The 19,522-nt window shown below is 72.2% G+C and carries 14 protein-coding genes; 8 read left to right on the forward strand and 6 right to left on the reverse strand.

Annotation, left to right across the window (positions count from 1 at the left end; genetic code table 11):
* Window positions 1-57: 57 nt before the first annotated feature.
* Window positions 58-1,542, reverse strand: a complete 1,485-nt coding sequence (locus OG698_RS13625) for a protein phosphatase 2C domain-containing protein (RefSeq protein ID WP_406103289.1) — start codon at window positions 1,540-1,542, stop codon at window positions 58-60.
* A gap of 153 nt (window positions 1,543-1,695) precedes the next feature.
* A complete protein-coding gene (locus OG698_RS13630; RefSeq protein ID WP_406103290.1) occupies window positions 1,696-5,442 on the reverse strand; it encodes a S8 family peptidase in 3,747 nt (1,248 codons plus the stop codon).
* A gap of 198 nt (window positions 5,443-5,640) precedes the next feature.
* Here OG698_RS13630 and OG698_RS13635 point away from each other — a divergent pair, with 198 nt between their 5' ends.
* From OG698_RS13635 to OG698_RS13660, 6 genes are all read left to right on the forward strand, one after another.
* Complete coding sequence (locus OG698_RS13635; RefSeq protein WP_406103291.1) at window positions 5,641-6,693, forward strand: winged helix-turn-helix transcriptional regulator; 1,053 nt, start codon at window positions 5,641-5,643, stop codon at window positions 6,691-6,693.
* 171 nt (window positions 6,694-6,864) lie between these two features.
* Window positions 6,865-7,347: a DUF456 domain-containing protein gene (locus tag OG698_RS13640; RefSeq protein WP_399967671.1), complete on the forward strand. Its 483-nt coding sequence runs from the start codon at window positions 6,865-6,867 to the stop codon at window positions 7,345-7,347.
* Window positions 7,348-7,500: 153 nt separating this feature from the next.
* Window positions 7,501-9,828 (forward strand): glycosyl hydrolase family 95 catalytic domain-containing protein, encoded by a 2,328-nt coding sequence (locus OG698_RS13645; protein ID WP_406103292.1) that lies wholly within the window; start codon window positions 7,501-7,503, stop codon window positions 9,826-9,828.
* Window positions 9,829-10,002: 174 nt separating this feature from the next.
* Complete coding sequence (locus OG698_RS13650; RefSeq protein ID WP_406103293.1) at window positions 10,003-11,700, forward strand: MFS transporter; 1,698 nt, start codon at window positions 10,003-10,005, stop codon at window positions 11,698-11,700.
* Window positions 11,697-13,127: an amidase gene (locus OG698_RS13655; protein WP_406103294.1), complete on the forward strand. Its 1,431-nt coding sequence runs from the start codon at window positions 11,697-11,699 to the stop codon at window positions 13,125-13,127. Before OG698_RS13650 ends, OG698_RS13655 begins: the two co-directional genes overlap by 4 nt.
* Before the next feature lie 77 nt (window positions 13,128-13,204).
* Window positions 13,205-13,573 carry a PPOX class F420-dependent oxidoreductase gene (locus tag OG698_RS13660; RefSeq protein WP_406103295.1) on the forward strand — a complete coding sequence of 123 codons (369 nt, stop codon included), beginning with the start codon at window positions 13,205-13,207 and terminating at the stop codon, window positions 13,571-13,573.
* A gap of 156 nt (window positions 13,574-13,729) precedes the next feature.
* Here the strand turns inward: OG698_RS13660 and OG698_RS13665 are convergent, their stop codons facing one another.
* The 3 genes from OG698_RS13665 to rsgA form a co-directional block, all read right to left on the reverse strand.
* Window positions 13,730-14,221: a methylated-DNA--[protein]-cysteine S-methyltransferase gene (locus OG698_RS13665; RefSeq protein ID WP_406103296.1), complete on the reverse strand. Its 492-nt coding sequence runs from the start codon at window positions 14,219-14,221 to the stop codon at window positions 13,730-13,732.
* Window positions 14,218-15,618 (reverse strand): DNA-3-methyladenine glycosylase 2 family protein, encoded by a 1,401-nt coding sequence (locus OG698_RS13670; protein WP_406111042.1) that lies wholly within the window; start codon window positions 15,616-15,618, stop codon window positions 14,218-14,220. Before OG698_RS13670 ends, OG698_RS13665 begins: the two co-directional genes overlap by 4 nt.
* A gap of 127 nt (window positions 15,619-15,745) precedes the next feature.
* The gene (gene rsgA / locus OG698_RS13675) at window positions 15,746-16,849 is read right to left on the reverse strand and encodes a ribosome small subunit-dependent GTPase A (protein WP_406103297.1); all 1,104 of its coding nucleotides are present in this window, start codon (window positions 16,847-16,849) and stop codon (window positions 15,746-15,748) included.
* 477 nt (window positions 16,850-17,326) lie between these two features.
* Between rsgA and OG698_RS13680 the strand changes: the two genes are divergently transcribed.
* The gene (locus OG698_RS13680) at window positions 17,327-17,668 is read left to right on the forward strand and encodes a hypothetical protein (protein ID WP_406111044.1); all 342 of its coding nucleotides are present in this window, start codon (window positions 17,327-17,329) and stop codon (window positions 17,666-17,668) included.
* Entirely contained in the window at window positions 17,665-18,132 is a 468-nt protein-coding gene (locus OG698_RS13685; protein ID WP_399967660.1) for a peroxiredoxin, read from the forward strand. Before OG698_RS13680 ends, OG698_RS13685 begins: the two co-directional genes overlap by 4 nt.
* Window positions 18,133-18,184: 52 nt before the next feature.
* Here the strand turns inward: OG698_RS13685 and OG698_RS13690 are convergent, their stop codons facing one another.
* Window positions 18,185-19,504, reverse strand: coding sequence for a radical SAM protein (locus OG698_RS13690; RefSeq protein WP_383081434.1), 1,320 nt, complete (start codon window positions 19,502-19,504; stop codon window positions 18,185-18,187).
* Window positions 19,505-19,522: the final 18 nt, after the last annotated feature.

Raw genomic sequence — 19,522 nt, forward strand, 5'->3', positions numbered from 1 at the left:
CTTCACGAACCGGGTACTGAGGACACTCCTTTCCCCATGAATTCACAGCGGGCGCGGTTACGCCTCCCAAACAGCGGCGGCCGTGCGGTCGTCCGCGTACCCCTTGACCCGTACCTGGGTGTCCGCGAGGAAGGCGGTGAGGCCGGGCGGGCCGCTCCCGTTCCAGCGGCGCGTGAGGTGTCCGGACAGTTCCGGCTCGCCCCGCAGGGGCTCGGCGAGGCCCGCCGTGCACAGCAGGAGCGTGTCACCCGGCCGGGCGACGGAGGCCCGGAAGCGGAACGGGTCGCGGGGCTGCTCGGGTGCCGGCTCGTACGGGCTCGGGGGCGTGGTGATCCCGAGGTCCATGGTCAGGCGGTCGCCGTCGGGGGTCTCCGGCGACGGTGAGCCGTAGCCGACGACGGGGGCGCCCGACACCTCGGAGACCTGCGGCTCGATGTCCTGCCACGCGCCGTCGCGCAGCCGGAACAGGCCGCCTCCGCCGACGCCGAAGAACACGCGGGTGCGGCAGTCGGGGTCGGCGGGCAGCAGGAGGCAGCGCAGGCTCGCCGTGTACTCCTCCGGTTCGAGGCCCTGCTCGGCGGCGCTCGCCCTGAGTCTGCCGAGGCTGCGGTCGGTGAGGCGGTGCAGACCCGACTTGAGGTCGCCCCGGTGGGCGGCGCGGATGTCCTCGGCGAGGCGGGCGTGACTGCGGCCGACGGCGCGGCCGATCCAGTCGCAGGCCTCGGCCGCCGCGCGGTGCGCTCCGGGTGCGGCGCGGGCGCCGGTGGCCATGGCGACCAGGATCAGGGCGCCGGGCCCCGTGCCGAACCGGGCGGTGAGCAGGCAGTCGCGGCGGGGCTCGCCCCGGTAGCGCGCGGAGTCGCCGCGCACGGACACCGCGCGCAGGGTGGATGTCCCGTATCTGGCGCCGTCCAGGACGGTGTCGGCGACGAGGTCGTCGAGGGTGTCGGGGTCGGCGGGCGGGAGCGCGGTGGGTTCGGCGTCGTACGTGGGCGGGCCGTCGCCCACGTAGGGGACGCCCGGGGGTTCGGGGCGCGCCCCGGGCTGGTCGGCGCCGGTTTCCGGGCCGGGGGCACCGGCCTCGGGGCCGGGCGCGGCGGCGTCGGAGGCGCGGAGGTCCGGCTCCGCCGCGGGCGGCGGTGGCCCGGGCGGGAAGCTCTGAGGGCGCCCCGGGGCGTGTGCCGGGGGTTCCCAAGGGGCGCGTGGGGCGCCCGGATCCGGCGGCCGGTCCATGGGCCGGGCGGGCGAGGCAGGTGGCGGCGACGGTGGCGGCACCCTCCGCTGCTCCGGGAGCGGCGCCCGCTCCGAGACCTGCTCGGGCACCGGCCCGGGGACCTGCTCAGGCACCGGTTCCGGGACCTGCTCCTCGCCCCCGTCGGATCCTGGTGGCGAGACCGTCCCCGACGCCGAGGCGAAGCGGTCGTCGAGGGTGTCCGGGGCCGGGGTCGGGCCCGTGTCGTCGGTGGATTCGTCGTACAACTGCCCCCACCAGTCGTCGCCTTGACCGTGTCGGCCGGAGTTCCTCTCCCCCTGCTGGCTCATGCCCTTATTGTCCACCGCACGGGCCTTACGAAAACGGGACACTCGAAAACGACCAGAAATGGCCCCAAATGACCCAGCTTGAAGCGAAAAAGGTCCGCCGGACGACCCCACCCCCCACGGGAAGGACGCCCGGCGGACCGGCTCGTTCGGTGATCAGCGCACGTCGTAGGCGCGCGTCACCGTCTGTTCGACCGAGTTGCCCTTGGCGTCGGTCAGTTGGGCCTTCAGGGTGACCTGCTTGCCGGAGGCGCCCGCGTGGTTCACGGTCGCGCTCCACTTGCCGTCACGCTCACCGGTCGGCGCCTCGGTCCACGTGGTGCCGCCGTCGTAGGAGTACGACAGCTCGGCCGAGGTGATCTTGCCAGGCGTGTAGCCGGCGTGGCCGGTCGCGGTGAGCGTGATCCGCTGGCCGTCCGTGGCGGGCAGCGTCTTGAGGTCGTCCTGCGGAAGGGCGTAGTGCGGGAAGAGCAGCGGGATCCCCTGCGAGTAGACGTTCTCCTCGAGGTGCGAGCGGAACGACCAGGTCGTCGTCGTCTGCGTGGAGCGGTTCCAGGCGCCGAAACTCTGCTTGAACGTGTTGAGCGTCAGGTCGTACGACGAATCGTCGGCCGGGACGTCGAACACACCGAACGGCCAGGCGCTGTCCCCGATGACCTCGCCGTCGCGCTTCAGCTCCATGCGGCCGAAGTCGCCGAAGCTGCCCTGGACGCCCTGGTGTTCACTGTCGCCCCAGAAGCCGGGCGCGACGCCGATCAGGTTGCCCTGACGCTCGGCGGCGAGCGCCGGCTTGCCCGCCTCGTCGAGGGGCGTGGTGGGCGCGAGCACGCCGCCGTACCACTCCTCGGTGCGGTGCTCGCCCTTCTTGTAGGCGCGCACCGGGTCGATCATGAACTCGCCCCAGGGGAAGCTGCTGGAGACCTGGTGGCCGAAGCCGGTGGTGCCGGGCGAGTAGAGCTCCGTGCGCCGCGAGGGCGCCGCGACCGTCTCGAACTCGCCGAAGTAAGCCGAGAGTCCGCTGGGGCGCGTGACGCTGGGGATGTCCACGTAGTCGGTGGGCGTACCCATCGCTCGGTACGTCGCCTTGTTCTCGGCGAGGTCGCGGTCGTGGACGGTGTAGGTGCGCGCGCTCTGCACCGGGCCGCTCTCGGGGAAGGCCAGGTTGTAGAGGTACGGGCTCTTCGCCGTGCCCTTCCAGTGGAGGGTCACTTCGCCGGCGCCGATCCGGGTGAGCAGGTCGGCGGCCTCGTCGGACGGGATACCGATGACGGGCAGGGGGCCGCCGATGAAGCCGACGGACGGATAGAAGCGGCCCGGGATCGAGCGGTGGGCGAGGACGGCGGTGGCTCCGGCGTCCTTGGCCGCCTTGGCCACGGCCGCGGCCGCGCCGTTGTCGGGGAGCTGGACCAGAGCGATCTTTCCCTTGACCCCGGCCGCGGCGAGTTCGGCGGCCGTACCGGACTTGGCGTCGACGACCTGGGCCTTTCCGGAGCCGTCGAGGTTCGCGGAGTTCGTCGCCCCGGCCACCGCGTGCAGCGCGGGGCCGCCCTCGACGCCGAAGTCGGAGAGCAGCGGGGCCGCCGCGCGCCAGAGGCTGTCGAACTCGAAGGTGCCGTCGGTGGCCCGGCCCTCGACGTCGGCGTAGTAGCCGGCGATGGAGCGGCCGCCGGACGCGGTGCCCGCGTGCAGCCAGGTGTCGTCCCAGCTGCGGGCGAACCCGAGGGTGACGCCGCGCGACTCGGAGGCCCGGTCGGTCTTCACCGTGAGCCGGTTCGCCTTGCGGGCGTCGAGGACGACTGTGGTGTCCTTCTTGACCTCGAGCTGCGGACGGGCCAGGTAGGAAAGGGAGTTGAGGAGGGTGCCCTCGGTGTCGGGCGTGGCGACGAAGCTGGAGAGGAAGTAGCGGCCCGGACGCACCTGGTACGTCTGGTCGGCCGCGCCCTCGTTGAAGCGGCGCTCGCCGCTGGCGTCGTCGGTGCCGATCACGTCGACGGACGACTGCCCGGCGGCGGGCTTGCCGAGGCGGTCGACGAGCTTGACGCGCAGGGTGACCGTCTCGGGCTGTACGTACAGCGAGAAGGGCGTGGAGACGCCGACCCCGTCGGCGGTCGCCAGGACGCGGCCGGTGACGTCGCCGTACTGGGCGGCCTTGAGCGAGGCGGTGGGGTCGAGCTTCAGCGGGACCTTGACAGTCGCGCCCGCGGGGACGGTGACCGTGCGCTCGCCGAGCTTCGCGACCGAGGAGCGGACGGCGGAGCCGTCGTTGCCGGTGACGCCCTTGACGGCGAGGCTCAGCCGGACCGGCTTGTCGGTGGTGTTGGTGTAGGGCACGTCGACGGTGGTGCGGTCGCTGCTGTCCTGCGGCCAGTTGAAGCTGCCGCCCTGGACGGCGCTCGCGCCGAGCACCTTCTCGTCGATCGCGGCCTTCACGTCGAGGCGGCCACCGCCGGTCTCGCGCACGTCGCCGGGGACGGCCGCGTCCGCGGAGGACACGAGGGCCGCCTTGATCTGCTGCGCGCTCCAGCCGGGGTGGCGCTGCTTGACGATGGCGGCGGCGCCCGCGACGTGCGGGGTGGCCATCGACGTACCGCTCATGGACTGGTACGCGTAGACGCCCCGGCCGCCCGCGGCGGCGGCCGAGATGCCGACGCCGGGCGCGGTGATCTCGGGCTTGAGGGTGTGCGAGCCGTAGGCCGGGCCGCGGCTGGAGAAGCTCGCGGTGGAGTCGTCGCGGTCGACGGCGCCGACGGTCAGGACGCTCGGGGCGCAGCCGGGTGAGGACACGGTGTTGTTGCCGGGGCCCGTGTTGCCCGCCGCGATGACGAAGAGGGTGTTCTTCGAGGACTGCGCGAGTTCTTCGGTGGCGGTGGCCATCGGGTCGGTGCAGTCGGTCTGCGCGGGGTTGCCGAGGCTCATGGAGACGACGTCGGCGCCCTGGTCGACGGCCCACTGCATGCCGGCGATGATCCACGAAGTGGCGCCGGAGCCCGAGTCGTTGAGGACCTTGCCGTTGAGGAGCGAGGTGCCGGGGGCGACGCCGCGCTTCTTGCCGTCGCTCGCCGCGCCGGAGCCGCCGACGGTGGACGTGGTGTGGGTGCCGTGGCCCTGGTGGTCGGTCGCGTCGGGCGAGTCGGTGAAGTTCTTCGACTCGGCGACGCGCCCCTTGAGGTCGGGGTGGTCGGTGTCGACACCGGTGTCGAGAACGGCGACCTTGGTGCCCTTGCCGTCGTAGCCCGCCGCCCACGCCTCGGGGGCGTGCACCTGCTTCGTCGACCGGTCGAGGCTGGCCTGCACCTTCTCGTCGAGCCACAGCTTCTTGAGGGAGCCGGCGGCGCGGGAGCGCTGGTCGGTGACGTCGGCCCAGAAGTCGGCCGCCTTCTTCTTGTCGGCCTTCAGCGCCACGCCGTCGACGGGGTCGAGCACGAGGCCGCGCTCGGCGCCGCGCGGGGCGGCGGGCGCGCTGCGGGCGACGTCGACGGACTTGTCGTAGACCGCGATGAGCGGCAGCGACTTGCTGTGCGCGTCGTCGTAGCCCTGGCGGACGAGGCCCGTGACGTTGAAGAGTTCCTCGTCGACGCGGCCGTCGGCGATCGCCTTGACGGCGCCGGCGGGGTAGACGTAGAGGTCCTGGCCCGACGTCCGCGTCTGCACGAGCGGGGCGGTGCCGTTCTCGCCGGGGAGCGCGGTGGCTGCGCTGTGGCCCGAGCCGTCCTTGGTCACCAGGATCCGGTCGCCCGTGACGAGCGTGACGACGGAGCCCGCCCCCTCCTTCGCGGCCGCCTCGCTGCCGACGAGCGGTCTCTTGGCGTCCTCCCGTGGTTCGGCCACGGTAGGCAGGGCCGCGGTGACGGCCAGGACGACGGCGGTCGCCGCCACCGAGGCCGTACGCGATATCGCGCGCATCGCTCTCCCTCTCCCCAGGTGAAAGCGCAGGTGAATACGGCACAAAGGCCGTGTTCCCGGCGGATGTTGGTGCTGCGGTGGCGCCACATTGGCAGAGAGAGCGGTCGTACGGGGAAGATGGGGCGCGGCGGGTTTGCGCCGTGGCCGTTTCCCGCCACGGCTCCGCCGGAACCGAGGCTCGGGGAGGGGCATCGCCGCATGCTGGGTGCGATAGGTCTGGACGAGATGCACGAGAGCACCTACCGCGCGCTCGTGTCGCTGGGCGCGGCCGACGTGCCCGATCTCGCGGGGCGGCTCGCCCTCGCCGAGTACGAGACCGAACACGCGCTGCGCAGGCTGGAGCGGCACGGGCTCGCGGCGCAGTCGTCCGCGCGGCCGGGGCGCTGGGTCGCGGCTCCGCCGGGCGTCGCGCTCGGCGCGCTCCTGACGCAGCAGCGGCACGAGCTGGAGAAGGCGGAGCTGGCGGCGGCGCTGCTCGCGGAGGAGTACCGGGCGCAGGCCGCCGAGCCCGCCGTGCACGATCTGGTCGAGGTGGTCACGGGCGCGGCGGCGGTCTCGCAGCGGTTCCTGCAGCTTCAGCTGGGTGCGACGGACGAGGTGTGCGCGCTGGTCACCGGCAATCCGATCGTCGTCTCGGGGATGGACAACGAGGCGGAGGAGCAGGCCACCGGCCGAGGCGTCGCGTACCGGGTCGTGGTGGAGCGCGAGGTGCTCTCGATGCCGACGGGGCTGACGGAGCTGTCGGCCGCGATCGGGCGGGACGAGCAGGTACGGGTCGTGGACCGGGTGCCGACGAAGCTGGTGATCGCCGACGGGGCGCTCGCGATGGTGCCGCTGACCTCGCGCGCGGCGGAGCCCGCGGCGCTCGTCGTGCACGCGAGCGGGCTCCTGGAGTCGCTCTCCGGACTGTTCGAGGCGGTCTGGCGGGACGCGCTGCCGCTGCGGCTCGGCGAGAGCAGCCGCGTGATCACCGAGCAGGAGCCGGACGGCCCCGACGGCACGGACCTGGAGATCCTCTCCCTTCTACTGGCCGGACTCACGGACGCGAGCGTCGCCAAACAGCTCGACCTGGGGCTTCGCACGGTCCAGCGCAGAGTGAAGCGCCTGATGGAACTGGCCGGTGTGACGACGCGGCTCCAGCTGGGGTGGCATGCGTACGAGCGGGGCTGGGTGTCACGGGACGTGCCGGGGTTGGACCGGGGCGGGGAGCGGATTCAGGAGCGGACCGGGGAGCACGTCACGAAGGGGTGACTGCCGGATCGAGACTCTCCGGCCGTGAAGCGGGGTGGTCAGCAGGACCGGAGGACCGGATCGGGGAGCACGTCACGGAGGGCTGGGTTCCGCGGCCGGAAGCCGTCGGTGGTGGCGGAGCGTGAAGTTCTGCGATCTGCGGGCTCCGTCGTTGTCCGGCACTCTTGGCAGATGGGCGTGTGGGAACTCCTGCTGGTGGGAGTGGTGATGCTGCTCGGCCTGTGCGGGGTGCTCGTGCCCGGGGTGCCCGGGTCGTGGCTCGTGTGGGCCGCGGTCCTCGTGTGGTCGCTCCAGGACCCGAACGGGCTGGCCTGGGGAGTTCTGGTCGGAGCCACCGCCGTCCTGCTCGCCGCCCAGGTGCTTCGCTGGCAGCTTCCGCCGCGCCGGCTGCGCGAGAGCGGCGCCACGCGCCGCACCGCGATATGGGCGGGGACCGGAGCCCTCGTCGGTTTCTGCGTGATCCCGGTGATCGGGTCGATCCCGGGGTTCATCGGAGGTGTCTACCTCTGCGAGCGCCTGCGCCTCGGCCGGCACGGCGACGCCGTCGCCTCGACCCGGACCGCGATGCGCGCAGGCGGCTCCAGCGTCCTGGCCGAACTCTTCGCCTGCCTGCTCATCGTGGGCGCCTGGATCGGGGCCGTGATCTGGGGCTAGCCGCTCCGGTTCATGTACACGTACATCATCCACGTAGCGCGAGTTACATCGGATCTCTCCCAGCATATTGACGGGCTCTCGTCACATCTCTAGCTTGCCGCGGGGGATAGCTCCGATGAATCGACGTCTGCTTCGACACGTGGAGGCCGCGCCATGCCAAGACCGTCCAGAAGGACCGTGCTCGCCACCGGATCCACCCTCGCCGGGGCCGCGCTCGCGGGCGGGCTGCCGGCGCAGGCCACCGCCGCCACCCCGGCCGGGCTCCCCGCCACCACCATGGGCGCACCCTCCGAAGACGCCTGGCGCACCGTCCTCGACGACGCCGACCTCGTCTGGCAGAAGATGCCGAAGACCTGGTACGAGGGCCCGTATCTGGGCAACGGCCTCCTCGGCTCCGGGATCTACCAGGAGCCCGGGAAGAACGCGATCCGCTTCAACGTCCAGCACTCCGAGGTCCAGGACCACCGCCCGGAGTTCGGCTCCCTGTTCGGTCTGGCGCGGCTGCCCATCGGCTGCTTCACGCTGGAACCCGTCGGCGCCATCACCGGCCTCGACTGGCGCCTGCGCCTTCGCGACGCGGAGCTGACCGGCACCCTGACCACCGACAAGGGCACGCTCACGATCCGCGCCCAGGTCACCAACGCACTCTCCGTCCTCGCCGTCGAGGTCACCCCGTCCGAGGGCGAGCGCGGCTTCGCGTGGGTCTTCCACCCCGCCCAGTCGATCAGCCCGCGCGCCGCGTTCCAGCCGATCCCAGCCGGCTACGAGGGCAACCCGCCCGCCGAGTCCGGTGAGTACGAGGGCGTCTCCGCCTCCGTCCAGCCGCTGCTGTCCGGCGGCCAGTACGTCACCGCCTGGCGCGAGCGCACCCGCGGCGAGCGGCGGACGCTGTACGTGAACGTGGCGCACTCCTTCCCGAAGTCCACCGCCCGCGACCGGGCCGTCCAGGCGGTGCGGGCCGCGGCCGTGCTCCCCTACGACGCCCTCGCCGTGACCCATCGCGCCTGGTGGCACGCGTACTACCGCAAGAGCTTCCTGTCCGTCCCCGACGCGCGCATCCAGCGCTTCTACTGGATCCAGCTCTACAAGACGGCTTCCGCCGCCCGCCGGGACGCCCCCGTCATGGCGACCAGCGGCCCCTGGCTGGAGCCGACGCCGTGGCCCGCGACCTGGTGGAACCTCAACGTGCAGCTGGAGTACTGGCTGATCCACGGCTCGAACCACCTCGAACTCGACGCCGTCACACGGGCGCTGGGCGAGTTCCGGGACAACCTCACCGCCGAGATGGCCGCCCCGTACCGCGCCGACTCGCTCGGCATCCCGCGCACCACGGACATGCACCTCGTCAACGGCGGCGCGACGAGCAACGCGCAGGGCTACGGCGTCGGCATCCCCGGCCAGGACACTCCGACGCCCGAGGTCGGCAACCTCACCTGGGCGCTCCACAACGTGTGGCTGAGCTACCGGCACACCATGGACGAGAAGATCCTGCGCGACATCCTCTTCCCCCTGCTGCGCAAGGCGATCAACTACTACCTGCACTTCCTGGAGCCGGGAGCCGACGGCAAGCTGCACCTGCCCGCGACGTTCTCGCCCGAGTACGGCGGCAACACCCGCGACTGCAACTACGACCTGATGCTCCTGACGTGGGGCTGTCGGACCCTCCTGGATTCGGCCGAACTCCTCGGCATCGACGACGAGTCGGCGCCACGCTGGCGCGAGGTGCTCGCCAGGCGCGTGGCCTACCCGACGGACACGAACGGCTTCATGATCGGCGCGGACATCCCCTTCGCGAAGTCCCACCGCCACTACTCGCACATGCTCGCGGTGTACCCGCTGTACGAGCTGACCGGCCGCACCCCCGACGAACTCGCGCTGATCGAGAAGTCGTTGGCCCACTGGGTCGGCTTCGAAGGGGCCCTCCAGGGCTATACGTTCACGGGCGCGGCCTCGATGTCGGCGCTGCTCGGCAAGGGCGAGGACGCCCTGAAGTACCTGGGCCAGCTGATGTCCCGCTTCATCCAGGCCAACACCATGTACAAGGAGTCGGGCCCGGTCATCGAGACGCCGCTGTCGGCCGCCCAGTCCCTGCACGACATGGTGTGCCAGTCCTGGGGCGGCGTGATCCGCGTCTTCCCGGCCCTGCCCGCCGCGTGGAAGGACCTCGCCGTCCACAACTTCCGTACGCAGGGCGCCTTTCTGCTGAGCGCGGTACGCGAGGGCGGCACGACGCGCTGGGTGCGGCTCGTGAGCGAGGCGGGCGCGCCGTGTGTGGTGCGGCACGGCATCGCGGGGGCGGTCGACGTACGCGACGGCCGGGGCAGGCCGCTCCGCTACGAGGACGCGGGCGACGGCGCGATCCGGATCACCCTGCGCAAGGGCGACTCGGCGCTCGTCACGGCGAAGGGCGACCGCCCCGACCTGAGCGTCGAGCCGGTCACGGCGAACGCGCCGGCGGAGCGCTGGGGACTGCCCGCCTGACGCCAACGAGTATCCCCGCGGCCCGGGCCTGCCCGCCTCCGGGCAGGCCCGGGCCACACACTCCCGCCATAACGAGATCACAAACCCTTGTCCTGCCCCTAGGAGATACCGACTGGACGGTATTAGCCTCCCCGACCATGCACACGCTGGCGTGTGTCTCGACAGCAGGGAGGCATGATGTCGGTTTCGTCACCGGCGGACACGGCGCGGCGCACCAGCCGGCCGTTCCCCTCAGCTCTGAGCCGCCTCGGCGGCAGACGGCTCGACCACTACCCCGAGAGTGGTCCCCGGTACTGGTACCTGGGCATCGTCGTGCTCGTCACGATCGTTCTCTACTACCAGCTGTACATCCAGTACGCGGTGTCGACAGCCATCATCAGCCACTACCACATGACGTTCCTGTACTTCGTCTACATATCGGTGGCCGCCAACGCGGTGGGCGCCTTCTCGTCGCTGGTGGCCGGGCTCGCCGACCGCTGGGGCCGGGCGAACATCGTGGTCTACGGCCTGCTGGTGGTCGGCCTGCTCACCACGTTCGCCCTGCCCAACGCGCCGGGCAAGGTGAGCTATCTGCTCATCTACGCGGCCGTGTCACTCGTCGAGGGCATGATCCTGGTCGCCACCCCGGCGCTCATCAGGGACTTCTCTCCGCAGCTCGGCCGGGCCTCGGCGATGGGCTACTGGACGATGGGGCCGATCATCGGCAGTCTCGTGGTCACCGCCGTCACCTCCCGCACCTTCAGCGGCTCCACCACCTGGCAGGACGAGATCCGCTTCGCGGGCATCAGCGGCCTCATCATGTTCGTCGTCGCGCTGTTCGGACTGCGCGAGCTGGCCCCGGCGCTGCGCGACCAGATCATGGTGAGCCTGCGCGACCGCGCGCTGGTCGAGGCGCGCGCCAAGGGGATGGACACCGAGGCGGCGCTGCGCGGACAGTGGCGCCAGATGCTCCGCCTCGACGTCATCGGCTCCGCCGTCGCCATCAGCGTCTACCTCCTTCTGTACTTCGCCGCCGTCGGCAACTTCGTGCTCTACTTCGCCACCAACTTCGGATACACCCCGCAGCGCGCCAACGCCCTGCTGAACTGGTACTGGGGAGCGAACGCGATCTCGCTGGTCCTGGCCGGCCTGTTCTCCGACCGCCTGCGCGTGCGCAAGCCGTTCATGCTGCTCGGCGCGCTCGGGTCCATAGGCTTCACGCTCGCGTTCACCCTGCACGCCACCCAACCGCACACCGGCTACTACACGTTCGCGTTCATCGTGGCGGGCATCGGCGTCACCAGCGGTATCGCCTACTCGCCGTGGATGGCGAGCTTCACGGAGACGGTCGAGCGGCACAACCCGGCGGCCACCGCCACGGGTCTCGCCGTGTGGGGCTGGATCGTGCGGATCACCGTCGCCCTGTCCGCCGCCTTCGTGCCGCTCGTCGTAAGCACCGTGACCCCGCTGATCGAGCACGGCGCGGAGGTCAAGGCGGCGTCGGTGCAGGCCGCTCCGGCCCTCGCCATCACGAAGGCCCACCCGAAGCTCTTCGCCGAACTCGGCTCGTACGCACCGGACAAGGTGCCCGCCCCTCTGCTGGCCCAGGCCCGGAAGGAGATCGGCGCCGAAGGTCTGGAGACCGTGCGGAAGGCGGCGCCGCAGCTGAAGATCCTGCGCGAGCACGGGCCCGAGGTGCAGCGGGCGAGCGCGGACAACGCGCACGCGTGGCAGACCTGGTGGTGGGTGTGTCTCGGTGGGCAGGTGCTGTTCCTGCCGTTCATCTTCGTGATGACGGGCAGGTGGCGGCCGCGCGACGCGCGCCGCGACGTCGAGGAGCACGAGGAACTGGTGGCCCGGCAGGTCGCCGAACTGAAGGAGAGCACCGCATGACCGCCCCGACTCAGCTGCACGCACTCGGCGCCCTCGAACAGGCCGCCGCCGTCCGCAAGGGCGAGGTCGGCCCGGTGGAACTCGTACAGCATCACCTGGACCGGGTGGGGCGCTACGACGAGCGGTTCGGCGCCTTTGTGACGGTGACGCCCGACGCCGCTCTGGCCGAGGCGGCGGCCGCGCAGGAGCGGCGCGCGGACGGGGACCTGCCGCCGCTGTTCGGCGTGCCGACGGCCGTCAAGGACCTGGCGGACACGGCCGGCGTGCGCACGACGTACGGGTCCAAGGCCTTCGGCGGCCATGTGCCGGAGGCCGACGCCTACAGCGTGACCCGGCTGCGCGAGGCCGGCACGATCAGCCTCGGCAAGACCAACACCCCTGAATTCGGCTGCTGTTGCTACACCGACAACGATGTGGCGGGTCCCGCCCGCAGCCCGTGGGACCCTGCCCTGTCCGCCGGAGGATCCAGCGGCGGGGCGGCGGTGGCCGTGGCGCTCGGCCTCGTGCCGGTCGCCCACGCCAGCGACGGGGGCGGCTCCATCCGGATCCCGGCGAGCATCTGCGGCCTGTTCGGCATCAAGCCGTCGCGCGGCCGGGTCAGTTCGGGGCCCGCCGGGATCGAGGTCAACGGCCTTGCCGTACAAGGGCCGTTGGCGCGCAGTGTGCGCGACGCGGCGGCGCTGCTCGACGCGCTGGCGGGGCCCGAGCAGGGCGACCCGCACTGGGCGCCGCCGCTCCCGCCGGGCGAGACGTTCCTCTCGTATGCCGAGCGCTCCCCCGGGCGGCTGCGCATCGGCCGGTACGCGCGGCCCGCCGCCGAAGGCGTGACGGTGGACCCGGCATGTCTGGCGGCCTGGGAGCACGCCTCGCGACTGCTCGAGGACCTCGGGCACATCGTGGAGGACATCCCGACGCCGTTCGGTCCCGAGATCAGCGGTCACTTCGTGACGGCGTGGGGAGTGCAGTCGCTCGGACACCCCCTCGACGCCGGGGCGGAGGAGCTGCTGCGGCCGGTGACCCGGGCCTGGCGCGAGTTCGGCCGTGGCATCAGCGGCGAGCAGCTCGCGGCCGCGATCACCGGGATGCAGCGCGCCGCACGCCGTGCGGTACGGGCGACGTCCGGCTACGACGCCGTGCTCACCCCGACGCTTGCCACGCTGCCGCAACCGCTCGAGTTCTTCGACGAGTCCGGCGACCCGCTCGACAACCTGCGCCGGCAGAGCGCGTTCAGCGCCTTCACCAGCCCGTACAACATGACGGGCCAGCCGGCGGTCAACGTCCCGCTGTACTGGACCCCGGAGGGCGGGATCCCGGTGGGAGTCTCCCTGGTGGGCCGCCCCGCCGACGAGGCCACCCTGATCGCCCTGAGCGCACAGCTGGAGGAGGCGCACCCCTGGCACGACAGGTACGCACGCCTCTTCTCGTAGCCGTCGGGACGCATCGGGCAACGGCCCTGGGGCCGGGGTCCGATGCGTGGCGGGGGCGTTCGTGTTTGGCTGAGGCCATGACCGAATTCAGCGAGGCCGAGCTCACCTATCTGAAGTCCCAGCGCCTGGGACGGCTGGCCACCGTCGACCCGAAGGGCCAGCCGCAGGCGAACCCTGTGGGGTTCTTCCCGCAGGACGACGGCACGATCCTGGTCGGCGGATACGCGCTCGGGACAACGAAGAAGTGGCGCAACCTCCAGGCGAACCCGAAGGTCGCGCTCGTCGTCGACGACATCCTCAGCGTCAAGCCCTGGAAGGTGCGGGGCGTCGACATCAGGGGCGAGGCGGAACTCCTCACCGGCCCGCACCACCTGGGCGCGCACTTCAGCGAGGAGCTCATCCGGATCCAGCCGCACAAGATCCACAGCTGGGGGCTCGACGACTAGGGTCTTTCGTTCGGATCGGGCCGGATCAGGGAGCGGGGTCATGGGGGTCCCCCTGCCCGAGCGCAGCCGAGGGCTTGGGGGAGAAGGCGACTGACGACAACGCCGCGAGGTGCGGTGCCAGACCCCGCGAGCCCGGCGTGATCCGAACGAGAGGCCCTAGTGGTCCTGGAGGACTCCCTCCAGGGCCAGCAGCTGCTGCTTGCACTCCAGGCCGCCCGCGTACCCGGTGAGGGAGCCGTCCGCGCCGATCACGCGGTGGCACGGGCGGACGATGAGAAGCGGGTTGGCCCCGATCGCGCCGCCGATGGCGCGGACCGCGGCGCGCGACGCGCCGATACTCGCGGCGACGGCGCCGTACGTGGTGGTCGCGCCGTACGGCACGGCGTCGAGTGCCGCCCACACCCTCTCGCGGAATTCGGTCCCGTCCGTGCTGAACTCCAGGTGGAATTCCTTGAGTTCACCCCTGAAGTAGGCGGCTAGCTGCTTCTCGGCGTCGGCGAAGCGCTCCGGTGCGCGCCGCCACCCGGGCTGCACCGTGCGGCCGGCCTTCTGCCCGGGCACGGACAGAGAGGTGAGGGCGCCCGACTCGTCGCCGGTGAGCAGGAGTTCACCGATGGGGCTGTCGAGCACGGTGTAGTACACGGTCATGACTGCTGCTCCAACTGTCGCTGTGTCCAGAGGTGTTGCTGTGCGTACGTGCGCCAGGGGCGCCAGGTGTCCGGTACGGGTTCCTGTCCCGGCTCTTCGGGGAGGGCCACGTCCGGGTCGGCCAGGGACCGCATGCGGATGAGGGCGGCGGTGCGGGCGTCGACGCCGGGCAGGGCGCGCAGGGCGGCCTCGGCGTCGTCGCGGTCGGCGCCCGGGTCCAGGCGCAGGGCGCCGTCGGCGAGGGCCGTGGCGAGCGCGCCGACGGGGCCCGGCTCTCCGGCGAGGTCGTCGGGCGAGGGGAAGACATGGGTGAGGGTGCCGCAGGGCGCGTCGACGGCCTTCGCGTACCGCTCGACGAGCCGCGCCGCCTCCTCCCGCCCCGCGAGGACCCGTACAGCCAGCTCGTCGGGGTCGGCGGCGCCCGGCGCGCGCAGGCCGGGCCGCGCGGCGACGAGTGGCGCGAGGCGCGGGTCGGCGCCGAGGCGCTCGTCGATCGCGTACGGGTCGCTGTCCAGGTCGAACAGGCGCCGCAGGCGTCCTACGGCCGTCGTCAGATCGCGCAGGTCGGTGAGGTGGATGCGGGCGTCGAGCCAGCCGCCGTGGTGCGCGGCGCGGCTCGCGGGCGTGGACCTGGTCTGCTCGTCGACGGAGGCGACGCCGGTGCCGTAGGGCAGGCGCAGGGTGCGGCGGTAGGTGCGGGCACCCGGGGTGCCGGTCATCTCCTCGACGCCGTCGAGCGCCTCGCGGGCGAGGGTGTCGAAGAGGGGGCGGGCCTGGTAAGGGCCGCGGTGGGCGAGGCGCAGGGGGATGCCGGCCGCCGTGGCGGTGGCGCGGGTGGCGGGGGCCTCGGCGCGCAGCTCCGTGGGCGTACGGGCGTAGACCGCGCGAATGGTGTCGTTGAACTGGCGCACGCTCGCGAAGCCCGCGGCGAACGCGATCTCCGTGACCGGCAGGCCGGTCGTCTGGAGCAGGACGCGCGCGGTGTGGGCGCGCTGGGCGCGGGCCAGGGCGACAGGTCCGGCGCCCACCTCGGTGGTGAGCTGGCGCTGCACCTGGCGGGCGCTGTACCCGAGGCGCACGGCGAGCCCGGCGACGCCCTCGCGGTCGACGACGCCGTCGCCGATCATGCGCATGGCGCGGCCCACCACGTCGGCGCGTACGTTCCAGTCGGCCGAGCCCGGCACGGCGTCGGGGCGGCAGCGCCGGCAGGCGCGGAAACCGGAGCCCTGCGCCGCCGCGGCGGTGGCGTAGTAGCGGACGTTCTTCCGCCTGGGGGTGACCGCGGGGCAGCTGGGGCGGCAGTAGATGCCGGTCGTCTCGACGGCGAAGAAGAACTCCCCGTCGAAGCGCGCGTCACGGCTGCGCACCGCTTCGTACCGCGTGTCCTCATCGATCATCACGCCCTCAAGTGTGCGCCTGCGCGGCGCCGGGGGCTGGCGGGATTCGGACATGGCCCTGGGGTGCGGGGTGTGCCGCGGCCCCCGCGCCCCGTACGGGACGGCGGGGGCCGCGCGCGGGACCGGCTCAGCCGAGGCGCCCCCGCTTCGCCTCCATCGCGGCGCGGCCCTCGGCACCGCGCGCCTTCCAGACGCGCCGCATCTCGTCCCGCAGGCGGGCGTCGGTGCGGGCCGCGAGCCGCTGGTTCTCGCGCAGCAGCTTGCGGTAGCTGTCGAGGCGCCGCGGGGGCAGCGTCCCGTCGTCGAGCGCGGCCAGCACGGCGCATCCCGGCTCGGCGTCGTGGGCGCAGTCGTGGAACCTGCACCCCTCGGCCAGGGCCTCGATCTCCGAGAAGACCTGCCCGACGCCGGCCTCCGCGTCGAAGAGCCCGACGCCACGCAGCCCGGGGGTGTCGATCAGGACGCCGCCGGTCGGCAGGACCAGCAGGTTCCGGGTGGTCGTGGTGTGCCGGCCCTTGCCGTCGACGTCGCGTACGGCCTGCACGTGCATGACGTCGGCGCCGAGCAGGGCGTTGGCCAGCGTCGATTTACCGGCTCCGGACTGGCCGAGCAGCACGGACGTCCCGTCGAGGAGCGCGCCGAGCACGTCGATGCCGTGGCCCTGCTCGGCGCTGACCGCGAGGACCTGCACGCCGGGCGCCGCCGTCTCCACGTCGGAGACGAGGTGCGCGGTGGTCGCGGCGTCCGGTACGAGGTCGGCCTTGGTGAGGACGACGACGGGCTGGGCGCCGGACTCCCACGCCAGGGCGAGGAACCGCTCGATACGGCCGAGGTCGAGCTCCGCGGCGAGCGATACGGCGATCACCGCGTGGTCGACGTTGGCCGCGAGGATCTGGCCCTCCGACCGCTTCGACGAGGTCGACCGCACGAAGGACGTGCGGCGCGGCAGATACGTGCGGACGTAGCGGGGATCGGCGCCGTCCGGGTCGACGACCGCCCAGTCGCCGGTGCAGATGACCCGCAGCGGGTCGTGCGGGGTGACGAACTCCGTGTCGGCGCGCACGGGTCCTTCGGGGGTGACGAGGTCGCACTGACCGCGGTCGACGCGGACGACGCGGCCGGGCACGAAGCCCTGCGCGGTGTACGGGGCGAACGCGACGGCCCAGTCGTCGTCCCAGCCGAAGTCGGCGAGGGGATGCCGGGAAATCTCTGTGGAGAAAGGGGAGTTCAAGGGGTGACCCTTCACAAGGGTGGCCCCGGCGCGCGCCCATGGGCGCGAGAGAGTGGTTGGTCAGCCGGTGGCCACGGAGGTGGGATGAACGGGCTTCTGGACGCGGGCGGCGCCCTGCGTGACGGCATTCATCGAAGTCCACCTCCTGGCTTCTCGTGTGTGCGCACACCACTGCGTGGCGGGCGTCGCCGAGCGTACGGGACGGGACGGCCCGCGCGCCAAGGAATTAAATTCCGGCGGGCCGCCCGGACGACGGCCGCGCTGCGGGCCGGTGGAATCGGAATCGCCCTCTCCAGCGCTTCCCGCGGATACTTACCGACCAGTAATGTTGCTGGCGTCAGGCTCCCGATCTTCCCTGGAGGCCCCGTGCCCCGACCACCTGCCGGACCCGACGCCGACACCGGTTCCCGCTGCGGCCCAGCGACCTCTTCCGAGCCCCGTTCCTCGTCGACGCGCAAGGCACTCGCGCTCGCCGGGCTGCTCGCCGGTGCCGGGGTGACGCACTTCGTCGCCCCGAAGTCCTTCGACGCCACGGTGCCCCGCGTACTGCCGGGCTCCGCGCGCACGTGGACGTACGCGAGCGGCGCCGTCGAGCTCGCGCTCGCGGCCGGCATCGCGCTGCCGTGGACGCGCCGCAGGGCCGCACGGGCCACGGCCGCGTTCTTCGTGGGCGTCTTCCCCGCCAACGTGCAGATGGCGGTCGACTGGCGCGACAAGCCCGCGCCGCTGAGGACCGCGGCCCTCGTGCGGCTTCCCCTTCAGGTGCCGCTCGTCCTGTGGGCGCGCGGCGTGGCCAGGGCCCAGGAGGCCGGATCATGAGCAAGCGCGTCGAAGTGGGCGACACCGTCGAGGACTTCACCCTGCCGGACGAGAGCGGCACCCCGACGCGGCTGTCGGAGCTGCTGGGCGAGGGTCCCGTCGTCCTGTTCTTCTACCCGGCGGCCATGACGCCCGGGTGCACGGCCGAGGCCTGTCATTTCCGGGATCTCGCGGCCGAGTTCGCGGCCGTCGGCGCGCGGCCCGTGGGCGTCAGCGCCGATCCGGTGGAGCGCCAGGCGGAGTTCGCCGGGAAGCACACGCTCGGCTTCCCGCTGCTCTCGGACGCGGAGGGCGAGGTGCGCGAGCGGTTCGGGGTGGCGCGCGGCTTCTCGATCGCGCCGACCAAGCGGGCCACGTTCGTGCTCGGCCAGGACCGCGTCGTCCTCGAAGTGGTCCGCAGCGAGTTCCGGATGAGCGCCCACGCCGACCGCGCGCTCGCGGCGCTGCGCGAGCGGGCGGCCTGAACGCAGGTGGACCGGGCGGGTGTCGGGCCGACACCGCGCCCGGATCCAGCGGCTAGCCGGCCGGGGCCGGCTCCGGCGCGAGGCTGTCCATGAACGAGCTGACGGAGAACACGGCGCGGCCGGCGCCCGCGGGGCCGTAGCCGGGGGGCGAGGAGAGGCCGTACTCCTCCATCGTGGAGCGGTAGGCCTCCAGGAGCCTGATGTGGTACTCCAGCGGCGCGCCCTGCGGGTTGGCCTTGCCGAGCGGGGTCGTCGGTTCGGGACACCACGTGGTGAAGCGGGGCGTGATGCCGTGCGACATGAAGAAGCGCAGGCCCTCGGTGGTGGAGGCGATGGCCTCGTCGACGGTGGCGAAGCCGGAGGGCTCTGCCATCTCGACGCCGGCCACGAAGTTCGGGATCACATTGCGCGCACCGAAGACGTCCGCCGAGTCGAGGATGCGCTTGTGCCACTCGTCGCGGCCGACGTAGCGCTCCTTGCCGGGACAGTACAGCTCGAACAGACGGCGGTCCCACACCTCGTAGTTGGGGTGGTAGATCTGCACGCCGTAGTCCTTGAAGCGCTGCACGTCGTCCTTGGGCAGCGCCTGGGCGACGACCTTGCCGATCCAGCGGCCGGGGAAGTGCTCCTCGATGGCCTTGGCGTACAGGCCGTAGAAGTCGGCCTCGTCGCGGCCCTGGAGCTTGGAGGTGATCGCGCCGCCGGTGAGCGTGTAGGCGGTGGACGCCTTCGTGGTGTCGTACTTGTCGATGATCTGGAGGGCTTCGAGGACCTCGTCGACGTCCTTGACGCCGGTGTACGGGCGGCCGGCCGCCTTGTGCTGGCGCCAGTTGTGGTTGATGTCGCAGTACTGGCACTCCTCCTTGGCGCCGAAGTACTGGCAGACGCGGAAGACCGTCAGGTAGATCAGGTAGCCCCACTGGATGGTGGGGGCCACCTCCATGACCGACTTCCCGTTGGAGAGCTTGTGCCGGTAGTACTCCGGCATCGGCGGGACGCCGACGTCCGAGATCCGCTTCCCGTCGAGGTAGAGCCCGAGCATCCCGTCCTCGTCGGCCGCGACCCGGTAGGGCGACGAGGGGTTCACGCGGACCGAGACGACCGTGCGCCGCAGGTCGTACGGGCCGCCGGTGAGGATGATCTCCTCCGGCGGGCGGCGCAGCGCGGCCTCGCCGAGCTCGGGGAGCGTGCCGTGGTCGAAGGAGAAGATGAAGTACGACTTCGGCTTGACGTCACCGGACTCGTTGTCGCTGAGCGCGGACTTGTCGAACGCCACGCCGCCGCGCAGCAGGTCCTCCTTGAACACCGCTTCCCGCGGCACGTGCGGGAAGCGCTCCATCAGGTCCTCGACCAGCGCCGTGCGGCTCTGCATCCCGTTCTCCTCGCTCCC

It is taken from the genome of Streptomyces sp. NBC_01003, from assembly GCF_045162695.1.
Taxonomy (GTDB): Bacteria; Actinomycetota; Actinomycetes; order Streptomycetales; family Streptomycetaceae; genus Streptomyces.

Coding starts and splice junctions, on each gene's coding strand:
- OG698_RS13625 (WP_406103289.1), bottom strand. CDS start 1,542: ATGAGCCAGCAGGGGGAGAGGAACTCCGGCCGACACGGTCAAGGCGAC.
- OG698_RS13630 (WP_406103290.1), bottom strand. CDS start 5,442: ATGCGCGCGATATCGCGTACGGCCTCGGTGGCGGCGACCGCCGTCGTC.
- OG698_RS13635 (WP_406103291.1), top strand. CDS start 5,641: ATGCTGGGTGCGATAGGTCTGGACGAGATGCACGAGAGCACCTACCGC.
- OG698_RS13640 (WP_399967671.1), top strand. CDS start 6,865: ATGGGCGTGTGGGAACTCCTGCTGGTGGGAGTGGTGATGCTGCTCGGC.
- OG698_RS13645 (WP_406103292.1), top strand. CDS start 7,501: ATGCCAAGACCGTCCAGAAGGACCGTGCTCGCCACCGGATCCACCCTC.
- OG698_RS13650 (WP_406103293.1), top strand. CDS start 10,003: ATGATGTCGGTTTCGTCACCGGCGGACACGGCGCGGCGCACCAGCCGG.
- OG698_RS13655 (WP_406103294.1), top strand. CDS start 11,697: ATGACCGCCCCGACTCAGCTGCACGCACTCGGCGCCCTCGAACAGGCC.
- OG698_RS13660 (WP_406103295.1), top strand. CDS start 13,205: ATGACCGAATTCAGCGAGGCCGAGCTCACCTATCTGAAGTCCCAGCGC.
- OG698_RS13665 (WP_406103296.1), bottom strand. CDS start 14,221: ATGACCGTGTACTACACCGTGCTCGACAGCCCCATCGGTGAACTCCTG.
- OG698_RS13670 (WP_406111042.1), bottom strand. CDS start 15,618: ATGATCGATGAGGACACGCGGTACGAAGCGGTGCGCAGCCGTGACGCG.
- OG698_RS13685 (WP_399967660.1), top strand. CDS start 17,665: ATGAGCAAGCGCGTCGAAGTGGGCGACACCGTCGAGGACTTCACCCTG.
- OG698_RS13690 (WP_383081434.1), bottom strand. CDS start 19,504: ATGCAGAGCCGCACGGCGCTGGTCGAGGACCTGATGGAGCGCTTCCCG.